Below are 19,001 nucleotides of genomic sequence, written 5' to 3'. Positions count from 1 at the left end.
ATAAATCAGCCTCTATTTTTATAGTCTTTTTAACTTATATGTGCAATATATCGATTGAATCCAGCCAATGTTAAGAATGTATTAGTTAAACCATCTTCGTAGTCACTTGCAGTTAAGGTAAATGTAGGATCAAAAGTATCTGCTTGTTCTACTTGTGGTGTAAGAATATTTCTTACAATCATAGATGATAAGATAGTTGTTCTTTGGCCTTCAGGCATGTTCGATAAGGTTACCATATCTAATGTCGTGAAATCTACAGATTGAATATCTGAACCTTCACCACTAAATGCTTTTGCGGCTAAGATAAAGTTTTTAACTTCATCTTTGATCAATATATCACTTAAGGCAAATATATCAGCCAATGCTTTGTCAGGAATATTTGTATTGATATTAGAGTTAGCCTGAATGATATCATCAATAGATAAATGCATTGAACCAGAAGTTAATATGGTGTCTAACTGACCATCTGTTAAAGAAGTCATTGCTGATCCTGAGATAGCAGAGTTGAAATCACTAATGCTTAACTCATTTAAAGCATTGACTAAAGCAATCGTTTCATTGCTTTCTACGTAAGTAAGTTCTGCATGAACAATCTTAATGTCATAAGTATCATCAATATCCCTAGAAGGAATAATCAAGTTAGGACTTGTTCCAGCAAGAATCTTATTAGAGATAGTCGCATGGAATGATGCTGATTCTAAGTATAAAGTAATATTATCAAAGAATTTACTTGGTTCTAATGTAGGGTTATTATCAAATGCAGATAAATCATTATAACCCATTTCTAGGAAGGCATTAAGAATATGTTTAATCTCTGACTTCTTAATAAAATCAGTACCACTTACATCATCAAATCTAATTTGATCAGTTTGAGTTTGACTTAATTCACTATATTTTGGAACAAATAAGACATCATCATTTAAACTAATCATTTCATCACTTAAAGAAGCATGCATAATCGCTGAAGCTAATAAAATATCTTGATTTCCAGGATATAGGTCTTCATCAAATTTACTAAAGTCAATATCACTTGAGATTGAATCAATACTGGCTTCAGGACTTGAAATAATATTCATTACAGTAATTAAGGCTTTTATTTCATCACCAATAATGTAATCTTCACTAGCGATAGTTGTAGTAATATGGATATCTTCACTTGTCAAGTTTTCTTCTAATGACTCTCTTGGAACAATAATAGATGTATTATCTAATAATTGTTGAGACAAGGTTCTATGCATAATGGCTGAAGCAATTAAAGTATTTTGGCTTGCTTCTGTAGAGAATGAACTTAAAGTAAAATCTCCACCAAAACTTTCAATACTTGTTAAACCAACAACATCCATAACATTAATTAAAGCCTTTAATTCGTTTTTATATATAAAGTAATCTGTTGCATGTGTGACTTCTACTGCTTGTTCATTAATCGTAACACTAGGAATAAATACTTTTCCTTGAACATCTAAATCAGATACTTTTAATGAAATAGTAGCTTGCATAATTGATGAAGCCAATAATGTGTCTTGATTGTCTTCGTAAGTTGTAGGGTTGTTTGACTTTAAGAATAAATCTAAAGAAACCGTACCATTAAATGAATCAATGGTAGTCACATCTCCTAGCAAGTTTACAGATGCAAAGAAATTGGTTAATTCATCTTTTTGTAAATAAGTAATCACGTGACCAATATCAGTATTATCTATAATAGTAATGCTTTGTCCAGCATCATTATATTCAGGAATACTAATACTAGTATTTGATACTTCTAAATCTAAAACTTGTTTTGAAATAGTAGCATGTAGAATTGCTGAATCTAATAAATCATCTTGATTATTAATAATATCTTGTAAGGTTAGAGTATCTACATCATTAAAATCATCAATATTTAATGCCAAGATAGCTTGGAAGAACTCAGTTAACTCAACTTCAACGATATACTTGTCTGAGTCACTAGTTACAAATCTAACTTCATCTGTTAAATCCACATAATCTACAGCAGCAATAAACGGTACAATTAAGGTTCTAATACCAGTAATTTCATCTGGTTCGCCAGAGTCAATAATCATATTGGATAATGAAGCATGAACTATTTTAGAAGATAATACTGTATCTTTTTTAAGATTATCTAAAGTCGTTGGATCATTGATTGGATCAACAGATAAATTTTGAAGTATACCAGCATCAATTATAACGTTATTAAAGTCTTGTATACCTAAAACTTTTAATGCATCCAAAGTATTTTTTAACTCGTCTACCAAAATATATTCAGTATCTTCTTCTAATAAAATATCACCCTTAATAAATGTAATATCATCATTATTTAAATCCATGCTAGGCACTGTTAAGTCCCCATCAACACCTAATTGAATAATCGTATCAGAAATGGTCGCATGAATAATAGAAGAATTAAAGATATAGTCTTTATGAGGAATAATATCATCCAATAATAAAGCATCAATTTGATTAAAATCTTCAATATCTAAGGCCAATACAGCTCTAAATAACTCAGTTAACTCTAGTTCAACTATATATTTATCCAAATCATTACTTACAAATCTAACTTCATCAGTCATATCGCTATAATCACTAGCTGCTATAAACGGTACAATTAAATCTCTTTCGCCAGTGATTTCATCAGGTTCATTTGAATCTAAAATAATTTTTGATAATGTTGCATGAACAATCTTAGAAGCTAATACAGTAGAAGATTTTGTTTCATCTAAAACAGTATTATCTACGTCAGTTCCCATTTCTTTAATAATTGCTGTTGTAACAAGAACATTATTAAAATCATTGATTTTAAGAACTTGTAGAGCTAATAAGGTATTGATAAGTTCTGTTTTTATAATATAATCAGTATCTTCTTCTAATAAAACGTCCCCTTTTGAAATAGTGACATCAATGTTACTTAAGTCTAAACTAGGAACTGTCAAATCACCATCATTACCCAATTCAATAATCTTATCAGAAATAGTCGCATGAATAATCGCTGAATCAAAGATAAAATCTTTGTGAGGAATAATATCTGATAATAATAAAGAATCAACTTGGTTAAAATCTTCAATATCTAAAGCTAAAATGGCTCTAAATAACTCAGTTAATTCTAACTCTACAATATATTTATCAGAATCATTGCTTACAAATCTAACTTCATCAGTTAAATCTGTATAAACCTCAGAAGCAATAAATGGAACAATTAAGTCTCTTTCACCAGTAAGTTCATCTGGTTCATTTGAATCTAAAATAATCTTTGTTAAAGTTGCATGAACAATCTTTGAAGATAAGACAGTATTAGATTTAGTTTCATCTAGAATAGTGTTATCTGCATCAGTTCCCATTTCTTTTATTATAGAAGCATCAACTTCAACATTATTAAAATCATTTATATTTAATACTTGTAGAGCTAACAAAGTATTAATAAGCTCTACTTTAACAACATAATCAGTGTCTTCTTCTAATAAAGCATCACCTTTGGTTGTTAAGACTTCTTGATTGCTTAAATCAAGACTTGGAACAGTTAAATCACCATCATTTCCCAATTCAATGATCTTATCCGAAATAGTCGCATGAATAATCGCTGAATCAAAGATAAAATCTTTATGAGGAATAATATCTGATAATAATAAAGTATCTACTTGACCGAAGTCATCAATATCTAAAGCCAATACAGCTCTAAATAATTCAGTTAATTCATCTTCAACAATATAAGTATCTGTATCACTTGTGATGAATCTAACCTCTGCATTAGATGTTGATGAATAGATTTCAGTTGCTTCAAATGGAACTATTAAATCACTTTCACCAGTGATTTCATCTGGTGTGGCTGCATCAAATAGTACTTGTGAAATGGTTGCATGAACAATCTTTGAAGATAAGACAGTAGCAGATTTAGATTCATCTAGAACAGTATTATCAGCATCAGTACCCATTTCTTTAATAATCGAAGCATCAACCACTACATTGTTAAAATCATTAATACCAAGAACATCAAGAGCCTCTAAAGTATTGATTAATTCATCCTCAATAATGTAAGTTGTATCTTCATTTAATAAAGTATCACCCTTAGTTGTTAGTACTTCTTCATTACTAAGATCAAGGCTTGGAACAGTTAAATCACCATCATTACCTAATTCAATAATTTTATCTGAAATTGTAGCTTGTAAAATAGCTGAATTAAAGATGAAATTTCTGTGAGGTAAAATATCAGATAAGAGTAAAGAATCTACTTGATTAAAATCATCAATATCTAAAGCTAAAACAGCTCTAAACAATTCAGTTAATTCCTCTTCTATAATATAAGTATCAGAATCATTGCTAATAAATCTAACTAAATCACTACTTGTACTTGAGTAATTTATTGCTGCAACATAAGGAATAATTAAGTCACTTTCACCAGTGATTTCATCAGGAGCACCAGCGTCAAATAAAACTTGAGAGATCGTCGCATGGACAATCTTTGAAGATAAAACAGTATTGGATTTAGTTTCATCTAAAATAGTGTTATCAGCGTCAGTTCCCATTTCTTTAATAATAGATGCATCAACTTCAACATTATTAAAATCATTAATACCAAGTACATCTAATGCTTCTAAGGTATTAATTAACTCATTTTCAATAATATAAGTTGTATCTTCATTTAATAAAGCATCACCCTTGGTCGTTAAAATTTCTTGGTTACTTAAATCCAAATTAGGAACAGTTAAATTACCGTCATTACCTAGTTCAATTATTTTATCTGAAATTGTAGCTTGTAATATAGCTGAATTAAAGATTATAAAGCGATGAGGTAATATATCAGACAAGAACAAGGAATCTACTTGATTAAAATCAGCAATATCTAAAGCCAATACCGCTCTAAACAATTCAGTTAATTCTTCTTCAATGATATAAGTATCAGAATCATTGCTAACAAATCTAACCAAACTGCTACTTGTACTAGAATAATTACTAGCAGCAACATAAGGAATAATTAAGTCGCTTTCTCCAGTGATTTCATCAGGTTCACCAGCATCAAATAATACTTGTGATATTGTTGCGTGAACAATCTTAGATGAAAGGACCGTATCTGCTTTTGATTCATCTAATGTTGTAGGATCATTGATCGGATCAACAGACATTTCTTTAATAATAGATGCATCGACTTCAATATTATTAAAATCATTAATACCTAAAGCATCTAATGCTTCTAATGTATTAATTAATTCATCTTTATCTATATATTCAGTGTTTTGATTTTTTGAAACATCACCTTTACTCATAATAATTAGATCATTATTTAAATCCAAACTAGGAACAGTTAAATTACCATCATTACCTAGTTCAATAATTTTATCAGAAATGGTTGCTTGTAAAATTGCAGAATTAAAGATGATATTTCTATGAGGTAAAATATCAGATAAGAATAAGGTATCAACTTCATTAAAATCTTCTATATCTAAAGCTAAAACAGATTTAAATAATTCTGTTAGCTCGGCTTCAATAATGTACTCATCACCATCATCTGTAACAAATCTAACTAAATCAGAACTAGTTCCTGTATAGTTTACTGCGGCTACATATGGCACAATTAAATCACTTTCACCAGTAATTTCATCAGGTGCACCAGCATCAAACAATACTTTAGATAAACTTGCATGAATAATCTTTGAAGAGAATATTTTGCTTGACTTATTTTGATCTAAGCTTGTCGGATCAGTAATTGGATCAACAGATAGTTTTTGTATTAAAGATGAGTCAAAAGTCATAGTATTAAAATCATCAAAATCTTCGATACCAAAGACTTGTAAAGCTTGTAAAGTATTAGAAATTTCAGCTTTTACAATATAATCAGTTTGATCTACATTCTTAATAACAGGACTATTATTTAAATCTAATGAAGGTAATACTAAGGCTTCGTTATCAGTTTGTGCAAATATCTCACTAGAAATAGTCGCGTGTAATATCGCTGAAGCCAACAAATCATCAATATTATCAATAATTAAAGCAAAATCAAGAGTTTCAACAGTAATATTATTTAAATCTTCTATACCTAAAATATCCAGTGAATTAAAGATTGCAGATAATTCAGTTTTTTTAATATATGTTGTTGCTTCTTCATCTTCACCAACAGTGATTTCAATTGAAAAACCATCAATATCTTGACTTGGAACAACTAAAGACTCAGATGTTGATGAATTTTTTAATTGATCAGAAATAGTCGCATGTAATATAGCAGAATCTAATAATTCATCAGTGTTTTCAATAATTAAGCCTAAATCAAAGTCATCTATGGTAGAAAAATCAGTTATATCAAGTATCAAAACTGCTTGAAGAATTTCAACCAATTCATATGAAGAAACATAAGTAACATCACCAATAGCGTCTTCAATGATAACAAGGTTTGTTGGGTCTTCTCCTTCAGGAACTTCATAATTTTCAGATGAAAAGTATGGAATGATTATATTTGAAGTTTCAGGAGGTGTAGGATTAGCTTGTTTTAATAAGAAATCTGATATGGTTGCATGTAAGACCTTTGAAGCAAATAGTTTATCAGTCTTACTAGTATCCAGTGTGGTCGGATCATTATCAGGATCTTTAGATAAGTTTAGCAAGATACTTTCATCAAAAACTAACTCTTCATCAATGCTAATATCCATAGCGCCAACAGCAATAAAGGCAGAGATTAGTTCTTCTCTAGAAATGATAATTACATCATTGGCTTCAACCAAAATAGTTTCTTTAACATCTTCAGGAACTATAAGTTGTTCAAAATCAATAAGCATTTTTGCAGAAGACGCATAAAGAATCTCAGATTCAAACAACTGACCAATTTGATTTGGTTCAAGGGCAAAGGCTTTATCGATATCAAAACCTTCAGTAGCGCATTGGTCATCATCAGGATCACACGCTGTTTCACTTGCAATTAGTTTAATAGATTTAAATAAAGTCTTAACTTCAGTTTTAGTGATGTATCCATCATTATCCAAAACTGAGTCAGGAATAATGAGTTCAATGCCACCAGTATCTAAAGTTTTAATGACTTCAGTAATTGATGCGACTAAAATTAATGAATTAAACATGTTGTCTATATCACTATCGGTAAATGAAGATAGTTGTGCTGGATCAAGATTATCAAAATCAATTTCTTCTAAATATTGGACCATAATGTTTAGACTTTCTAGTATAAGTCTTAACTCACCAGAAGCTAAGAGATCACCATCTTGATCCAATGTATCTAACCACTCAGCATCTGTTAAAGTAGGTATCTTTAAAAACTCGATGTTAAGACTAATATTTGTCTTTCCACTTAATATATTGACCAAAGCTCTAGTTGTTAAATCTGATTCCATTAAGACAGTTAAATCAACACCAGAAAATAGCAACAATAAATCTTGTCCTTCTGTGTTTTCAAAATCTGACACTGTAATTCCTGTGCTTAAAATCTCATTGGCTATCATACCGAAGGCTTTAAATTCTTTTACCCAGTCAATATTTTCAGGAACAGTAATAAAAACTGAACCTACGTCTTCGTTATTTGTTAAAACATAATCAAAAGCAATAAAAGCACCATATTCAGCAAGTTTAGAATTAGATAGTTCAGTGAACATTGTTTCAGTTAAATCTCCATCAAATGGAACAGTTGTATAATCTATTTCTTCACCCGTTGGATTAGCGTTTTCAAGAATCATTATCCCAGCAGTCACTACACCACCTAGTTGTTGAATCTCATCTTGCCAATCAATGTCATTATAAATTAATTCTCTAAATTCATCATCAATTTCAAAACCATCCACATCAAATGAATCAACACCTACTTCAATACCTACAGGAATAAGTGAAGTCAATAATTTTGATTTTGATAAATCGGTAAAGATACTAGTTACTTCTTCTGATTTAATATCATTCAAATTCCCACTATCATAATAATCAGAACTTAAATAGGTGTTAGCAACACTTACAAAAACTTTTAAATCCTCTCTAATACCTATTTGCTGGTCCTTATAATTCATTGATAAAACTTCATCAAATAAAACTATGGCCATATTCTTCTCTTCGCCAGTGAATTCATCTTCGACCTTGTAACTATCAACAACTTGAATAATTATATTGCTATTATAGGCGTCGATGATACCGTTAAGAGATTCTAAAGCTTCATTTAATTGTTGATCAGCCTCAGCTAACTCATTATATTGAAGTCTTCCTACTTTATTTAAAGATTGATTAAAATCTGTGATTTTTGGTTTAGCTTGAGAAGTTAAACTTACTTCTTGACCCTGGATTAAATCCAAAGAAGATAAGCTCTCTGCGATACTGATTACACCACTTAAAACAATAATCATCACAAATAGATTTAAAGCGGCCGTTAAGGTTCCAAAGACACCACCAAGAGGTCTACTTCTTTTACCTTTCTTGTTCTTTGCTCTTCCTTTAGCAAATATGAATAAACCAATAATAAAGAATAAAAATCTATAAATGATTTGGAATACTGTGAAATATAATATAGTATATACAATTTTTAAGATAAAAGTACCTAGAGAATCGATAAACGCAATCACTTGAGCGCTAGATTCACTAGCATTAAAATATTCTCCAGCTGATTCTTGTAACATTAAATGAACAATATCCCTAACACTTTGAGGCGTTCCCTCAACAGGCAAGTATTGTTGATAAAGGTTATTTAAAAAACTAATTTCAGCTTCGTAAAACCATGAAACAACTGTATTAACAGTCAAAAAGAACACCGCAAGAAATATCAGTGTAATTATAAATGTATACAAGGACCTTCTAAAACCCTTAATCAGTCCAAAAATAAATCCAATAGCTAAGACTGAGAAAAAGGCAATATTTAAATACAATCCCATATCTTGTATATCAATTCCCATAAATTACCCCCATTTGTTATAATTATATCTTTATTTTTTATAAATATAAAGAAATATGTGATTATCTTTTTAATTTTTTTTAATTTTATATAGTATAATGAATATATAAAAACAGAAATTGTAGGATGTGAATAGTATGACTAATAAGAAGATTAAATCAATATTGCTAATTTTAACACTCTTCTTCACCTTATTTATGGGATCGTGTTCTTATTTTATTCCCCAAACCAACCAACAGATTCTCAATGCTACTTATTCAGGAGAATTTTATAGTTACGAAGATTACAGTCAATTACCAATATATGTTTCAGAAACATACAGCTTAAATAGTATTGATCAATATAATCAAATATTATTAAATACTAAAGAACATGTTGTGAAATCAACCATTTCAATTAAAACAACTATATCTACAGGTTTTAATGATGATATTATTTCTGGTTCAGGCTTTATATATCAAGCTGATGAATCATATTATTATGCAGTCACGAATCATCATGTTATTGAAAATTCTAATGTTTCATCTCCAAGTTTTGCAACCATAAAATTCGAAGTTAAAACTTACGAGGATACTTCTTATCATGAAGCTGAAGTCTTAATATCAAATAAAGATCTTGATTTAGCAATCTTGAGATTTGAAAAAAACAATCGACAAAGTGTTGAATTTATAAATATTTCTCAAAGACTTGGCTATAGAATGAAAGCTGATGAGCTTGTAATGGCTGTTGGTAATCCATTAAGATTTTACAATAATGTATCGATAGGGAAGTTTGTTCGAATTTCTTTGATAGAAAATGTTGATTTTATTGTTATAGAACATAATGCTGAAATTGATGAAGGATCAAGTGGTGGTGCCCTTGTCGATGTGGATGGGAATTTAATAGGTATTAATACCTGGGGATCTGACGATGGAACCAAATCATTTGCTATTCCAAGCTTTGTTCTTTACAATTTTATATCTTCTAATAATCTAATTAATGAGTAACTAACATAAATAAAAAAACCTTAAGAATTCCGTAAAATTCTTAAGGTTTTTTTTGAGATTTTAAATATTGATCTGAAAAAGGTCTTATAACAAAATAGTAGAGAATTAATAGATATGCTAACTGTAAAAAAACAGATAGATATGCAAACCAGTGTTCAAACTGCTGTGAAGGATGGACAATAGCTTCAAATAGTACCCCCGATAAATATGCAGGTGAAATAATTAAAATGTAATTAATATCGTTTGGAATCATATCTACAGAATAAAAAATAGGTATAACAGAAAACACAATTAAATATACTAAATATGCCATTGATAAAGAAAATTGAGATTTAGCAATGATGGATAATGTTAAACCAATTACTATATGTAATACAGAACCCAATAAGTAAACTAATAGAAATAAAAGAACATTAAATTCATATGATAAAACGCCTATTAAGACAATGAGGAAAGATATCAAAGGAATGAGTTGTAGAAAAACAGCTGAAATAATTTTGCCTATGGAATAAATCCCAGGAGGACATTGATTTAACTTATCACTTTTATGGTTTTCACCAATGAATAATGAAATTGAAAATGTTAATACAGGAACAATAAATACAGCCATGTATATATAAATCATTGGTGGTAAAAAATTAGTCAAACCAATGGTAAAAGCGAAAATTATCGATACAGCAGTGATGATATGTATAATATGATACTCATAATAAATATATAAATCGTTTTTAATGATATCAGTTAATTTTTTCATATTTTATTCACCAGCTCTTTAATTTGATGATAAGCAAGTTCATGTACGGTCTTTACCTCAAGTATTTTTATTTCACTATTTGTATGATTTTTAACAAAACCGTCAATAGAATCAAAATAATCTGAAGAATATACACCATCTATTATATATTTAATATAATACTTGTTTTGATATTGAACTGATAAATCATTCATATGATACTTCTTAACGCCTGTAAGATCATCTTTCATATAAAATGAATTTAGACAACCATTAAACACTAGGACTTTATCAATTATTAGTATCTTTGTTAGTTGCCCATTTATAGGTAAAATTTTATTGAATAAGATATCTCTTTGCTTATCGTTTAAATCACTAATCATATGATTTATAACAAGAATTTCATTTAAATCAATAATACCATAAATCAGAGTATAAAAGATATTCCTTAAGGTATCATCTTTAACAATATTGACATAATCTTCAGATTCAAGTATGTTTTTTAAAAATATACCATTAAAAATAGGTTTATTTATATATTTCTTTAATATTCTTCTAACATCAAATTTTAATTGAAAAGTCTTTCTTTTGATCAGTCTTTTTATCTTGCTTTCCTCAAATAAGAAATCATTTACAATAAATACTTCATTTAAAGAATTATTAAAATCATTATCAGTGATAAAATAATTAAATTTGTCTTTAAAGTGGTGTAAATCAAGATATTTGTCTTCACTGTCTATTTCAATTTTATCATTTTTATACTTGTCATTGGATAATTGATTAATCATTTCTTCTAATCTAATATCTTGATTAAGTAATTTCTCAATAGGAAGGTTTTTATATATAGATTCAATGATAATCATTTGAGAATCATTAAAAGAACCTATATGATTCAATTTTTTTATAAATCGCTCATACAATGAAGGCACTGAGACTTCAAGAGTTGAAGAAACAAAATCAGTTTTCTCATTATAAAACCTAATAACCAAATGGTAAAATCTAGAATCAAGTTTATAAAGATTTAATAGATTATTAAACAAGGCATGCAGAATAGCGTTAATGTGATTATTGGTTGTTAAATCAAAAGAAGTTTTATTAAACAAATCGATTTGCTGGACAAAAACATAATCTAATATTGATACATATAATTCATACTTATCCTTAAATCTATAGTAAAAACTCCCTTTATTATAATGACTTCTTTTAATAATCTCATTGACTGAAGCCAATTCATAAGGTTTTGAACTAAATTCATTAAGTGTTTCTTCAAAAACCTTCTTATTTTCCAATAATAATTGTGTTTTATCTTTACTCATATCATAACCTACCATATAGTTTAGACTTATAAGTTTATTATATAACTGATATCAAAAATTGTAAAGTTAAAATGATAAAATAAAAGAAGATTCTTAAGAATCTTCTAGTCTTTCATATTGAATCTGATAATAAAGAACTCTTCTAATTTTCTAGAGTCTTCTTCTGTTGAAAATCCTTTAAAATCTACAATTAATGATTTATTTTGGCCGGCCTTAATTAAAAAGAAGTCTTTCCCTTTTTTTACTGAAAATATAGAATCATAGGGTACTTCATAAGTCTTTTGTGGATTTTTTACTAAGACCTTATCATTAAAAAACTCATAAGTTTGTTTGATCGGTTTTTCCACTAAAGGTGATTTAGCTAACATTCTTTTAATGGTAAACTTTTGTAATACCAATGTCAATAAAAAGTATATGATAATTAAAGCAACCAATAATAATGCATAAAGATATTCTTGGTTTGCTAACATATATATGATAAAGCCTATTGCAACCAAAGTCATTATAATGAAATTCTTCTTTATATAGCCTCTCGAAAAAAACTGATTGTATTTAATGATTAAGTCCTTATTATACTTTGTAGTATTTAATATATGAATATCCATTTAAATTCCTCCTTCTTTTATAATATACCAAATAAAATATAGCCCATCACTCCTGAAGCAAGTACTATAACTACTGGGTGAATTCTATCTTTTATTTTGCTTAATAAAAATATTGATACTAAAATAGTAACAGTTTTCCAATCAAAAACAAAATCCTTAATTAGTGTAACTTTCTTAGTGCTAAATACATTAAGTAGTATAAAATTCACACCTACTGAAAATATAACCCCTACTATCACTGGTTTTGCACCATTTAAGAAACCGACCACATATTTATTATCAGCAAAGTGTTTAAATATCTTTGCGATAATCACTATAATGATGAATGATGGTAATATGACCCCCAATGTAGTGAAAACTGCTCCTATAATAAACAATTGCTCATAACCAATAAATGTAGCTATATTAATAGCAAATGGTCCTGGTGTAGACTCTGCAATAGCAATAAAGTCAATAAGAGTTTGGTGTGTTTCCCATCCTTTACTGATAACTTCCTCAGTGATTAGAGGAATCATTGCGTAGCCACCACCAAAAGTAAATAATCCTATTTTAAAAAATGTGAAAAGTAGTTCAAGTAACTTAAGAAAGATTTCCATTAGTATCACCTCGAACTGTAAGTAATTGGTAGATGATGCCTACAGCACCACCAATCATAATAACATAAATCACAGAAAAGAAATGGAATAAGAGTATTATAAATCCTACTCCAATTAAAAAGTAACTTATCCAATGTTTATCCAACTTTTTATACATTCTTATTGCTGCATTTAAAACAAGGACTGAAACGCCAATTCTAACCCCTTTAAAAGCATATTCTACATGAGGATTTTCTTTGAACTGCATAAAAAAAGCAGCAATTAAAATAATAATAATTACAGATGGTAATGCTACACCAATAGTAGCCGCAATACTACCTCTTATACCTTTGACCTTATGGCCAATATAAGTGGCTGAATTTATTGCTATAGGCCCAGGCGTAGATTCAGCAATCGTAATAATATTTAAAAATTCATCTTCAGTAATCCATTGATATTTATCTACGCCAAATCGATGAATAAATGGTATCATGGCATAACCACCACCAAAGGTGAACAAGCCAATCTTAAAAAATGTCCAAAATAATGTTAAGTACATGCTGTCTCCTATTCTTTAAAAGTTCTTTTATAATTATCTAACTCTTGATTAATTAATTGATAAGCCATATCCGATATAGTCACAGTATCTAATCCTTTAATATCTTCATACTTAATTAAAGGTAATATTGTTAAATAGACTTTAACTTTCTTAATTCTAATTTTTCTACGATTAATTTCATGAAAATTGTATATAGCAACCAAAGAAATATCAGCTTCAGCCTTTTGTGCCACTTTGAAAGCACCAGGCTTAAAGGCACCCATGTTGTTGGAGTAGGATCTTTTACCTTCAGGAAAAATTCCAATCGGTTGACCAGATTTAACTGTTTTTATGGCTTGAAGAATGGCTTCTAAAGACTTCCGATCAGCTAACTTCCCTATAGGAATAGCCCCAATACCATGTAATAAATTCTTTAAAACAGGATATTTAAATAAGGGTTCTTTAGAAACATAGGTTAATGATGAGTTTTTATAAAACATTTTAATATAAAAAGGATCATTGTATTCAATATGGTTAGCATATAATACGAAATTTGAATTCTTAGGTAGATTTTCTAAACCTTTGACTATGGGTTTAACTCTTAATAAAGAACAAAAGAAATAATTAGAAAAAGTCATTAAGAGATTATGTTTCCAAATAGAAGCTTTATCTACTTTTTCTGTGGTATATACTAATATAATGAAGATTATAATGACCAATAGAATATAAATTATGTTTATAGCCAAATAAGCACCAATAATACTAATAATAGATATTATTGATTGAAAATCAACATAGACTATAGTATATAAAAGTGATAATAAGAGACTAAGTATTATCTGAAAAATAGCTATCATATTAGTTCCTTTCATAGACAGTGAAAATTAAATCACTAGTTTCTTTAATAATCTTCATATTAAACTGACTATAATCAAAGTTAATGAAAGTATCTCCTTGATACAAATGTTTAATGTAAGTAATATAAATATATTCAGCGTATTCCTTGCTTTGCTCAAATATTTCTTTGCCACCAATTATATATAAATCATCTTTAAAATCTTTTATAAAAGAATGAATATCATTAACCAGTTGAACATCTTTAATAGGTTTATTATGCCTGCTAGCTACATAGTTTTGTCTATTTGGCAAAGCTTTTCCAAGTCTATTAAAAATAGAATCATAAGTTTTTCTTCCCATTAGAACATTCTTATTTAGAGTAAGTTCTTTAAAATACTTTAAATCTTCGGGATAATGCCAAGGCAAATCATTATTTTGACCAATAAGTCCATGAACATCCATGGCTAAGACTAAAGCAATCATTATACTGCTACCTTACCCTTAATATGAGGATGATGTTTATAATTTACCAACTCAAAATCATCATATTTGAAATCTTCAATATGACTAGGAGTCCTATGAATTAGCATCTGAGGCAATTCAAATGGTTCCCTACTAATTTGTTCTTTAACTTGATCAACATGGTTCAAATATATATGAGCATCACCAATCGTATGAACAAATTCATGAGCCTTCAAACCTGTAATTTTAGCAACCATCATTAATAAGAGCGCATAAGATGCAATATTAAAAGGAACACCTAAAAAAGCATCTGCGCTTCTTTGATATAAATGAAGAGAAAGTTGATCATCAACTACGTAGAATTGATAAATCATGTGGCACGGAGGTAAAGCCATTTTATCTATATCTTCAGGATTCCAACTTGTTACGATATGTCTTCTTGAATTTGGATTATTTTTAATAGAGTCGATAACATTATACAATTGGTCAACACCATTAAAATCACGCCATTGTTTACCGTATACAGGACCTAAATCACCATAATTTCTTGCAAAACTATTATCAGAAATAATTTTATCAATAAATTCTTTCATTGATTCGCCTTGGTATTCACTAGAATCTTTAAAAATTTGATAAGGCCAATCATTCCAAATTCTAACACCATTTTTTACTAAATATTGAATATTGGTGTCACCGTTAATAAACCATAACAACTCATGGATAACTGATTTTAAATGTATTTTTTTTGTTGTAACCAAAGGAAAACCTTTATTTAAATCAAAACGCATTTGATATCCAAATGTAGAAATTATACCTGTATTGGTACGATCTTCTTTCTGTCTACCGTTTTCAAGTATATATGATAATAAATTTAAATATTCTTTCATCTTTGCCTCCAAATATAACCTTATACAAACTAGTTCTTTATTCATACTTACTTCATTATTTTACCACAAATTACTCTATATTTTAATCCTAATTTACTTTATATAAAAAAACATCAGTAATTAATTACCGATGCATTTTTAAATATATAATTTTTATCCAGTAAATCTTTTAGATATATTTTTTTTATGTCTTATTCTTCTTGATTTTTAGGCTTGTTTATAAATGTTATCTTTTCTACAATGATTTCTGGATATGAAAATACTTTTTTCTCATTTTGTACAAAATGGGTTTGTTGAATTCTTGCCTTAACACCTACAGTATGGCCCTTTTTACAATAATTAACTGTAGCTTCTGCAATACCACTCCACAAAGTACATTTAAAGAAATCTGTTTCATATTGGTTGTTTTCACCACTTTTAAAACCTCTTTTTACAGCCAATGTTACAGTAGATACTTTGGTTCCATTATCCAAAACAGTAAGTTCTGGATCTTCAACAATTCTTCCAACTAATATTAATTGATTCATGCAATTTCCTCCTGTAAGCATTATAGCAGTTCTAGTTTTATAAGCATAAGCTTATAAATAGTCTATTATAATCATTTAATAATATTAAAATTGCTCTTTTCTTAAAATACAATGAAAAAGAAAGAGATACTTGATCTCTTTCTCAATATTTTATCAATTTTTATGAATAATTATCTTTTTTAAAAATCCATCTTTACATCTTCGCGTTTGCGATCTTCTGCTTCAAAATATGGCTTTTTAGTCATATTAATTTTATTAGCAACAATACTTTGAGGGAATGTCACAATAATATGATTAATTTTAGTAACATTAGCATTATAAAGTCTTCTAGCAGCTTGCAAATGTTCTTCAGCATTTCTAATTGATTGTTGCAACTCAATAAAGACAGTATTGGCTTTTAAATCAGGATATTTCTCTACAACGACATTGATTCCTTGAGCAACCCTGTCCATTTGAGCTTGGAATTCAGCTTTCTCTTCTAAAGTAGCATTATCAGGAACTCCGGATCTCCATTTGACAATTTTTTCTAATGTCTCAGCCTCATGCTTTGCATAACCCTTGGTTGTATCAAGCATTTTAGAAAGCATATCAAATCTTTTAGTTAATGCAACATCAATTCCTGATTCTGCTTCTTGGACTTTTAGTTCTAACTGTCTTAATTTGTTCATGGTAGATATATACCATACAACAATCATTAAAATAATAACTGCAATAATGATGATTGCGATAATTCCTCCACCTATTTGGTTCACTAACATTTATAAATCCTCCCTTTTCTTAAATATACTATTATTAAGTTTTAAAGAATGAATGACATCTTTAACAACCAATAAGTCTTTCTCAAATTCTTGAATAGCTTCTAATGATAATGGTTTAAACAACTGTAATTCAAAGGTATTCTTATTATTATTAATACCTAAGTACATTTGTTGGTCAGAAAAAGAAAAGCTTATATTACCAGGATATCGACGCTCTAAAGCAAAGATTGCTTCCATGATATCAGGTGTCAATATATAAAAAGCAGTTAATTCTTCTTCAGCGAAAACATTAAATTTCTTATTAAAATCAATAGATTCTAACTCAACTTTGTTAAAAGGTCTTCTAGATAAAGGTCGTCCACTTTCTAAAACTTGCATGTGTCCCACAAGTTCTTTATGAAAATCAAATTTAAAGACTCTACCAACAAAATAAGGTACATAGTAAACTTGAGTTCCGTTTTTAGTATGTCTAACTCTTCTTTCTTCTAAACGAACATCAGATGAAATAAAGTCAATATCATCAATTTTTCCACTTAAATAATCTTCTGAATGAAAACGATCAGCCTTTTTTAAAAACTCAGTTGCATATACATCCATAGGATTTAAACCTATATGAGGTGAATACTCAATACCAGGTATTAAAACACTAAAAATATTTTTAAGAAAATCCTTTTTAAATTCTTTCTTTAGTTTTGAAAAAGCACTAGCGCCAATAATAAAATATATAATACCACCTGCAAATAAAATCATAGGAATAAAATTTAAATTGGAATTTTGATTATAGGTTAAAAATAAAGCAATACCCCCTAAAGCAATAAATAAGAAAGCAATCATGTATTGCTTTTCAACTTTTTTCTTTCTTAAATTAAATGAATCGATAGCTTTTTGATTATCCATAGTAACTCCTTCTTAAAAATTGCGAATATTCTTTAATTAATTATACCAAAAGCTATCATAAAAATAAATCATAAATGTTATAATATAGTTAGTGAGGTGAAAAGTGAAACAATTTGTCTTAAATGATTCTCAAAATAATGATATCCATGTTTATCTTTATGAAGCTGATACGAGCCCTATAGGTGTTCTCCAAATCATCCATGGTGCCAGTGAGCATTTTGCAAGATATGGTTTATTCGCCCAATATTTAAATTCCCAAGGTTTTATTGTAGTTGGTCATGATATATTAGGACATGGTTTATCCACAGACAACCTTAATAAAGTTCATTTTGCTGATAAGTTTGGTCATAAATTAGCTTATGAATCCATCGTATTGGTCAAAGATTGGATTAAAGAAAACTACCATGATTTAGATCACTATGTATTTGGGCATTCTATGGGATCTTTCTTGGCTAGAAAACTTGTCTTAGATTATCCAAACGCATATAAAAAAGCAATATTTTCTGGTTCCGCGATGCCACCAAAACCTTTGCTATTGATGGGTAAATTTTTAACATCAATTATATCATTTTTTAGAGGCCCTCAATATGTATCAAAATTGATTCAAAACATGAGTATTGATGCCAATCAAAAGAAAATGAGAAAAGATGGAATTATCTCAGGAGATAATGAAGAATGGTTAAGTCGTGATAAAGATATTCAGGATTATTATAAACACTCACCCATGTGTGGACAACCATTTACTGTCCAAGCCAACAAAGATATGTTCCAGTGGATTATTGAGTCTAATGATGATAAAAAAATAAAAAAGGGTAATCATTATCAACCCATCTTACTGATCTCGGGAAGTCATGATGCACTGAGTAATTATGGCAAGCAAATTCAAGCCTTATCTGAGAAAATGATTTCTTTTGGCTACACCAATGTTCAATTCAAAATATATCCTAAATCAAGACATGAAGTATTGAATGAACTTAATAAAAATGAAGTTTATGAGGATGTAAAAAATTTTTTGTTAACGTAAAT

The 19,001-nt window shown here is 28.8% G+C and carries 14 protein-coding genes; 2 read left to right on the top strand and 12 right to left on the bottom strand.

The annotated features are described in order from the left end of the window. Window positions 1-29 precede the first annotated feature (29 nt). Window positions 30-8,855, bottom strand: coding sequence for an AI-2E family transporter (locus tag HF295_RS01790; RefSeq protein ID WP_312032138.1), 8,826 nt, complete (start codon window positions 8,853-8,855; stop codon window positions 30-32). Between the two features lie 136 nt (window positions 8,856-8,991). Between HF295_RS01790 and HF295_RS01785 the strand changes: the two genes are divergently transcribed. Further along, complete coding sequence (locus HF295_RS01785; RefSeq protein WP_312032137.1) at window positions 8,992-9,840, top strand: S1C family serine protease; 849 nt, start codon at window positions 8,992-8,994, stop codon at window positions 9,838-9,840. Window positions 9,841-9,880: 40 nt separating this feature from the next. Here HF295_RS01785 and HF295_RS01780 read toward each other — a convergent pair whose 3' ends face one another. The 11 genes from HF295_RS01780 to HF295_RS01730 all read right to left on the bottom strand — a co-directional run bounded on the left by HF295_RS01780 (window position 9,881) and on the right by HF295_RS01730 (window position 17,975). Beyond that, entirely contained in the window at window positions 9,881-10,594 is a 714-nt protein-coding gene (locus tag HF295_RS01780; protein WP_312032136.1) for a hypothetical protein, read from the bottom strand. Next, window positions 10,591-11,889 carry a TetR/AcrR family transcriptional regulator gene (locus HF295_RS01775; protein ID WP_312032135.1) on the bottom strand — a complete coding sequence of 433 codons (1,299 nt, stop codon included), beginning with the start codon at window positions 11,887-11,889 and terminating at the stop codon, window positions 10,591-10,593. Before HF295_RS01775 ends, HF295_RS01780 begins: the two co-directional genes overlap by 4 nt. Window positions 11,890-11,993: 104 nt before the next feature. Further along, the gene (locus HF295_RS01770; protein WP_312032134.1) at window positions 11,994-12,494 is read right to left on the bottom strand and encodes a YcxB family protein; all 501 of its coding nucleotides are present in this window, start codon (window positions 12,492-12,494) and stop codon (window positions 11,994-11,996) included. A gap of 17 nt (window positions 12,495-12,511) precedes the next feature. Continuing rightward, window positions 12,512-13,090, bottom strand: coding sequence for a chromate transporter (locus HF295_RS01765; RefSeq protein ID WP_312032133.1), 579 nt, complete (start codon window positions 13,088-13,090; stop codon window positions 12,512-12,514). Beyond that, complete coding sequence (locus tag HF295_RS01760) at window positions 13,074-13,628, bottom strand: chromate transporter (protein WP_312032132.1); 555 nt, start codon at window positions 13,626-13,628, stop codon at window positions 13,074-13,076. The genes HF295_RS01765 and HF295_RS01760 overlap by 17 nt, the downstream gene beginning before the upstream one ends. Before the next feature lie 8 nt (window positions 13,629-13,636). After that, complete coding sequence (locus HF295_RS01755; protein ID WP_312032131.1) at window positions 13,637-14,479, bottom strand: lysophospholipid acyltransferase family protein; 843 nt, start codon at window positions 14,477-14,479, stop codon at window positions 13,637-13,639. Further along, window positions 14,466-14,927 (bottom strand): dihydrofolate reductase, encoded by a 462-nt coding sequence (locus HF295_RS01750; RefSeq protein WP_312032130.1) that lies wholly within the window; start codon window positions 14,925-14,927, stop codon window positions 14,466-14,468. The genes HF295_RS01755 and HF295_RS01750 overlap by 14 nt, the downstream gene beginning before the upstream one ends. Further along, on the bottom strand, window positions 14,927-15,793 hold the full coding sequence (locus HF295_RS01745) for a thymidylate synthase (protein WP_312032129.1): 867 nt from the start codon (window positions 15,791-15,793) through the stop codon (window positions 14,927-14,929). The genes HF295_RS01750 and HF295_RS01745 overlap by 1 nt, the downstream gene beginning before the upstream one ends. Before the next feature lie 191 nt (window positions 15,794-15,984). After that, window positions 15,985-16,320, bottom strand: a complete 336-nt coding sequence (locus HF295_RS01740) for a single-stranded DNA-binding protein (protein WP_312032128.1) — start codon at window positions 16,318-16,320, stop codon at window positions 15,985-15,987. Between the two features lie 179 nt (window positions 16,321-16,499). Continuing rightward, window positions 16,500-17,078, bottom strand: a complete 579-nt coding sequence (locus HF295_RS01735; RefSeq protein ID WP_312032127.1) for a LemA family protein — start codon at window positions 17,076-17,078, stop codon at window positions 16,500-16,502. Continuing rightward, window positions 17,079-17,975 (bottom strand): DUF3137 domain-containing protein, encoded by an 897-nt coding sequence (locus HF295_RS01730; RefSeq protein ID WP_312032126.1) that lies wholly within the window; start codon window positions 17,973-17,975, stop codon window positions 17,079-17,081. 103 nt (window positions 17,976-18,078) lie between these two features. On the opposite strand from HF295_RS01730, the gene HF295_RS01725 reads away from it, so the two are divergent. Next, entirely contained in the window at window positions 18,079-18,999 is a 921-nt protein-coding gene (locus tag HF295_RS01725; RefSeq protein WP_312032125.1) for an alpha/beta fold hydrolase, read from the top strand. The last annotated feature ends 2 nt before the right edge of the window (window positions 19,000-19,001 follow it).

This window comes from Hujiaoplasma nucleasis, assembly GCF_013745115.1.
Taxonomy (GTDB): Bacteria; Bacillota_I; Bacilli_A; order Izemoplasmatales; family Hujiaoplasmataceae; genus Hujiaoplasma; species Hujiaoplasma nucleasis.
Note: the sequence above shows the minus strand (reverse complement) of the source record. Positions and strands in the feature narration are given on the sequence as shown.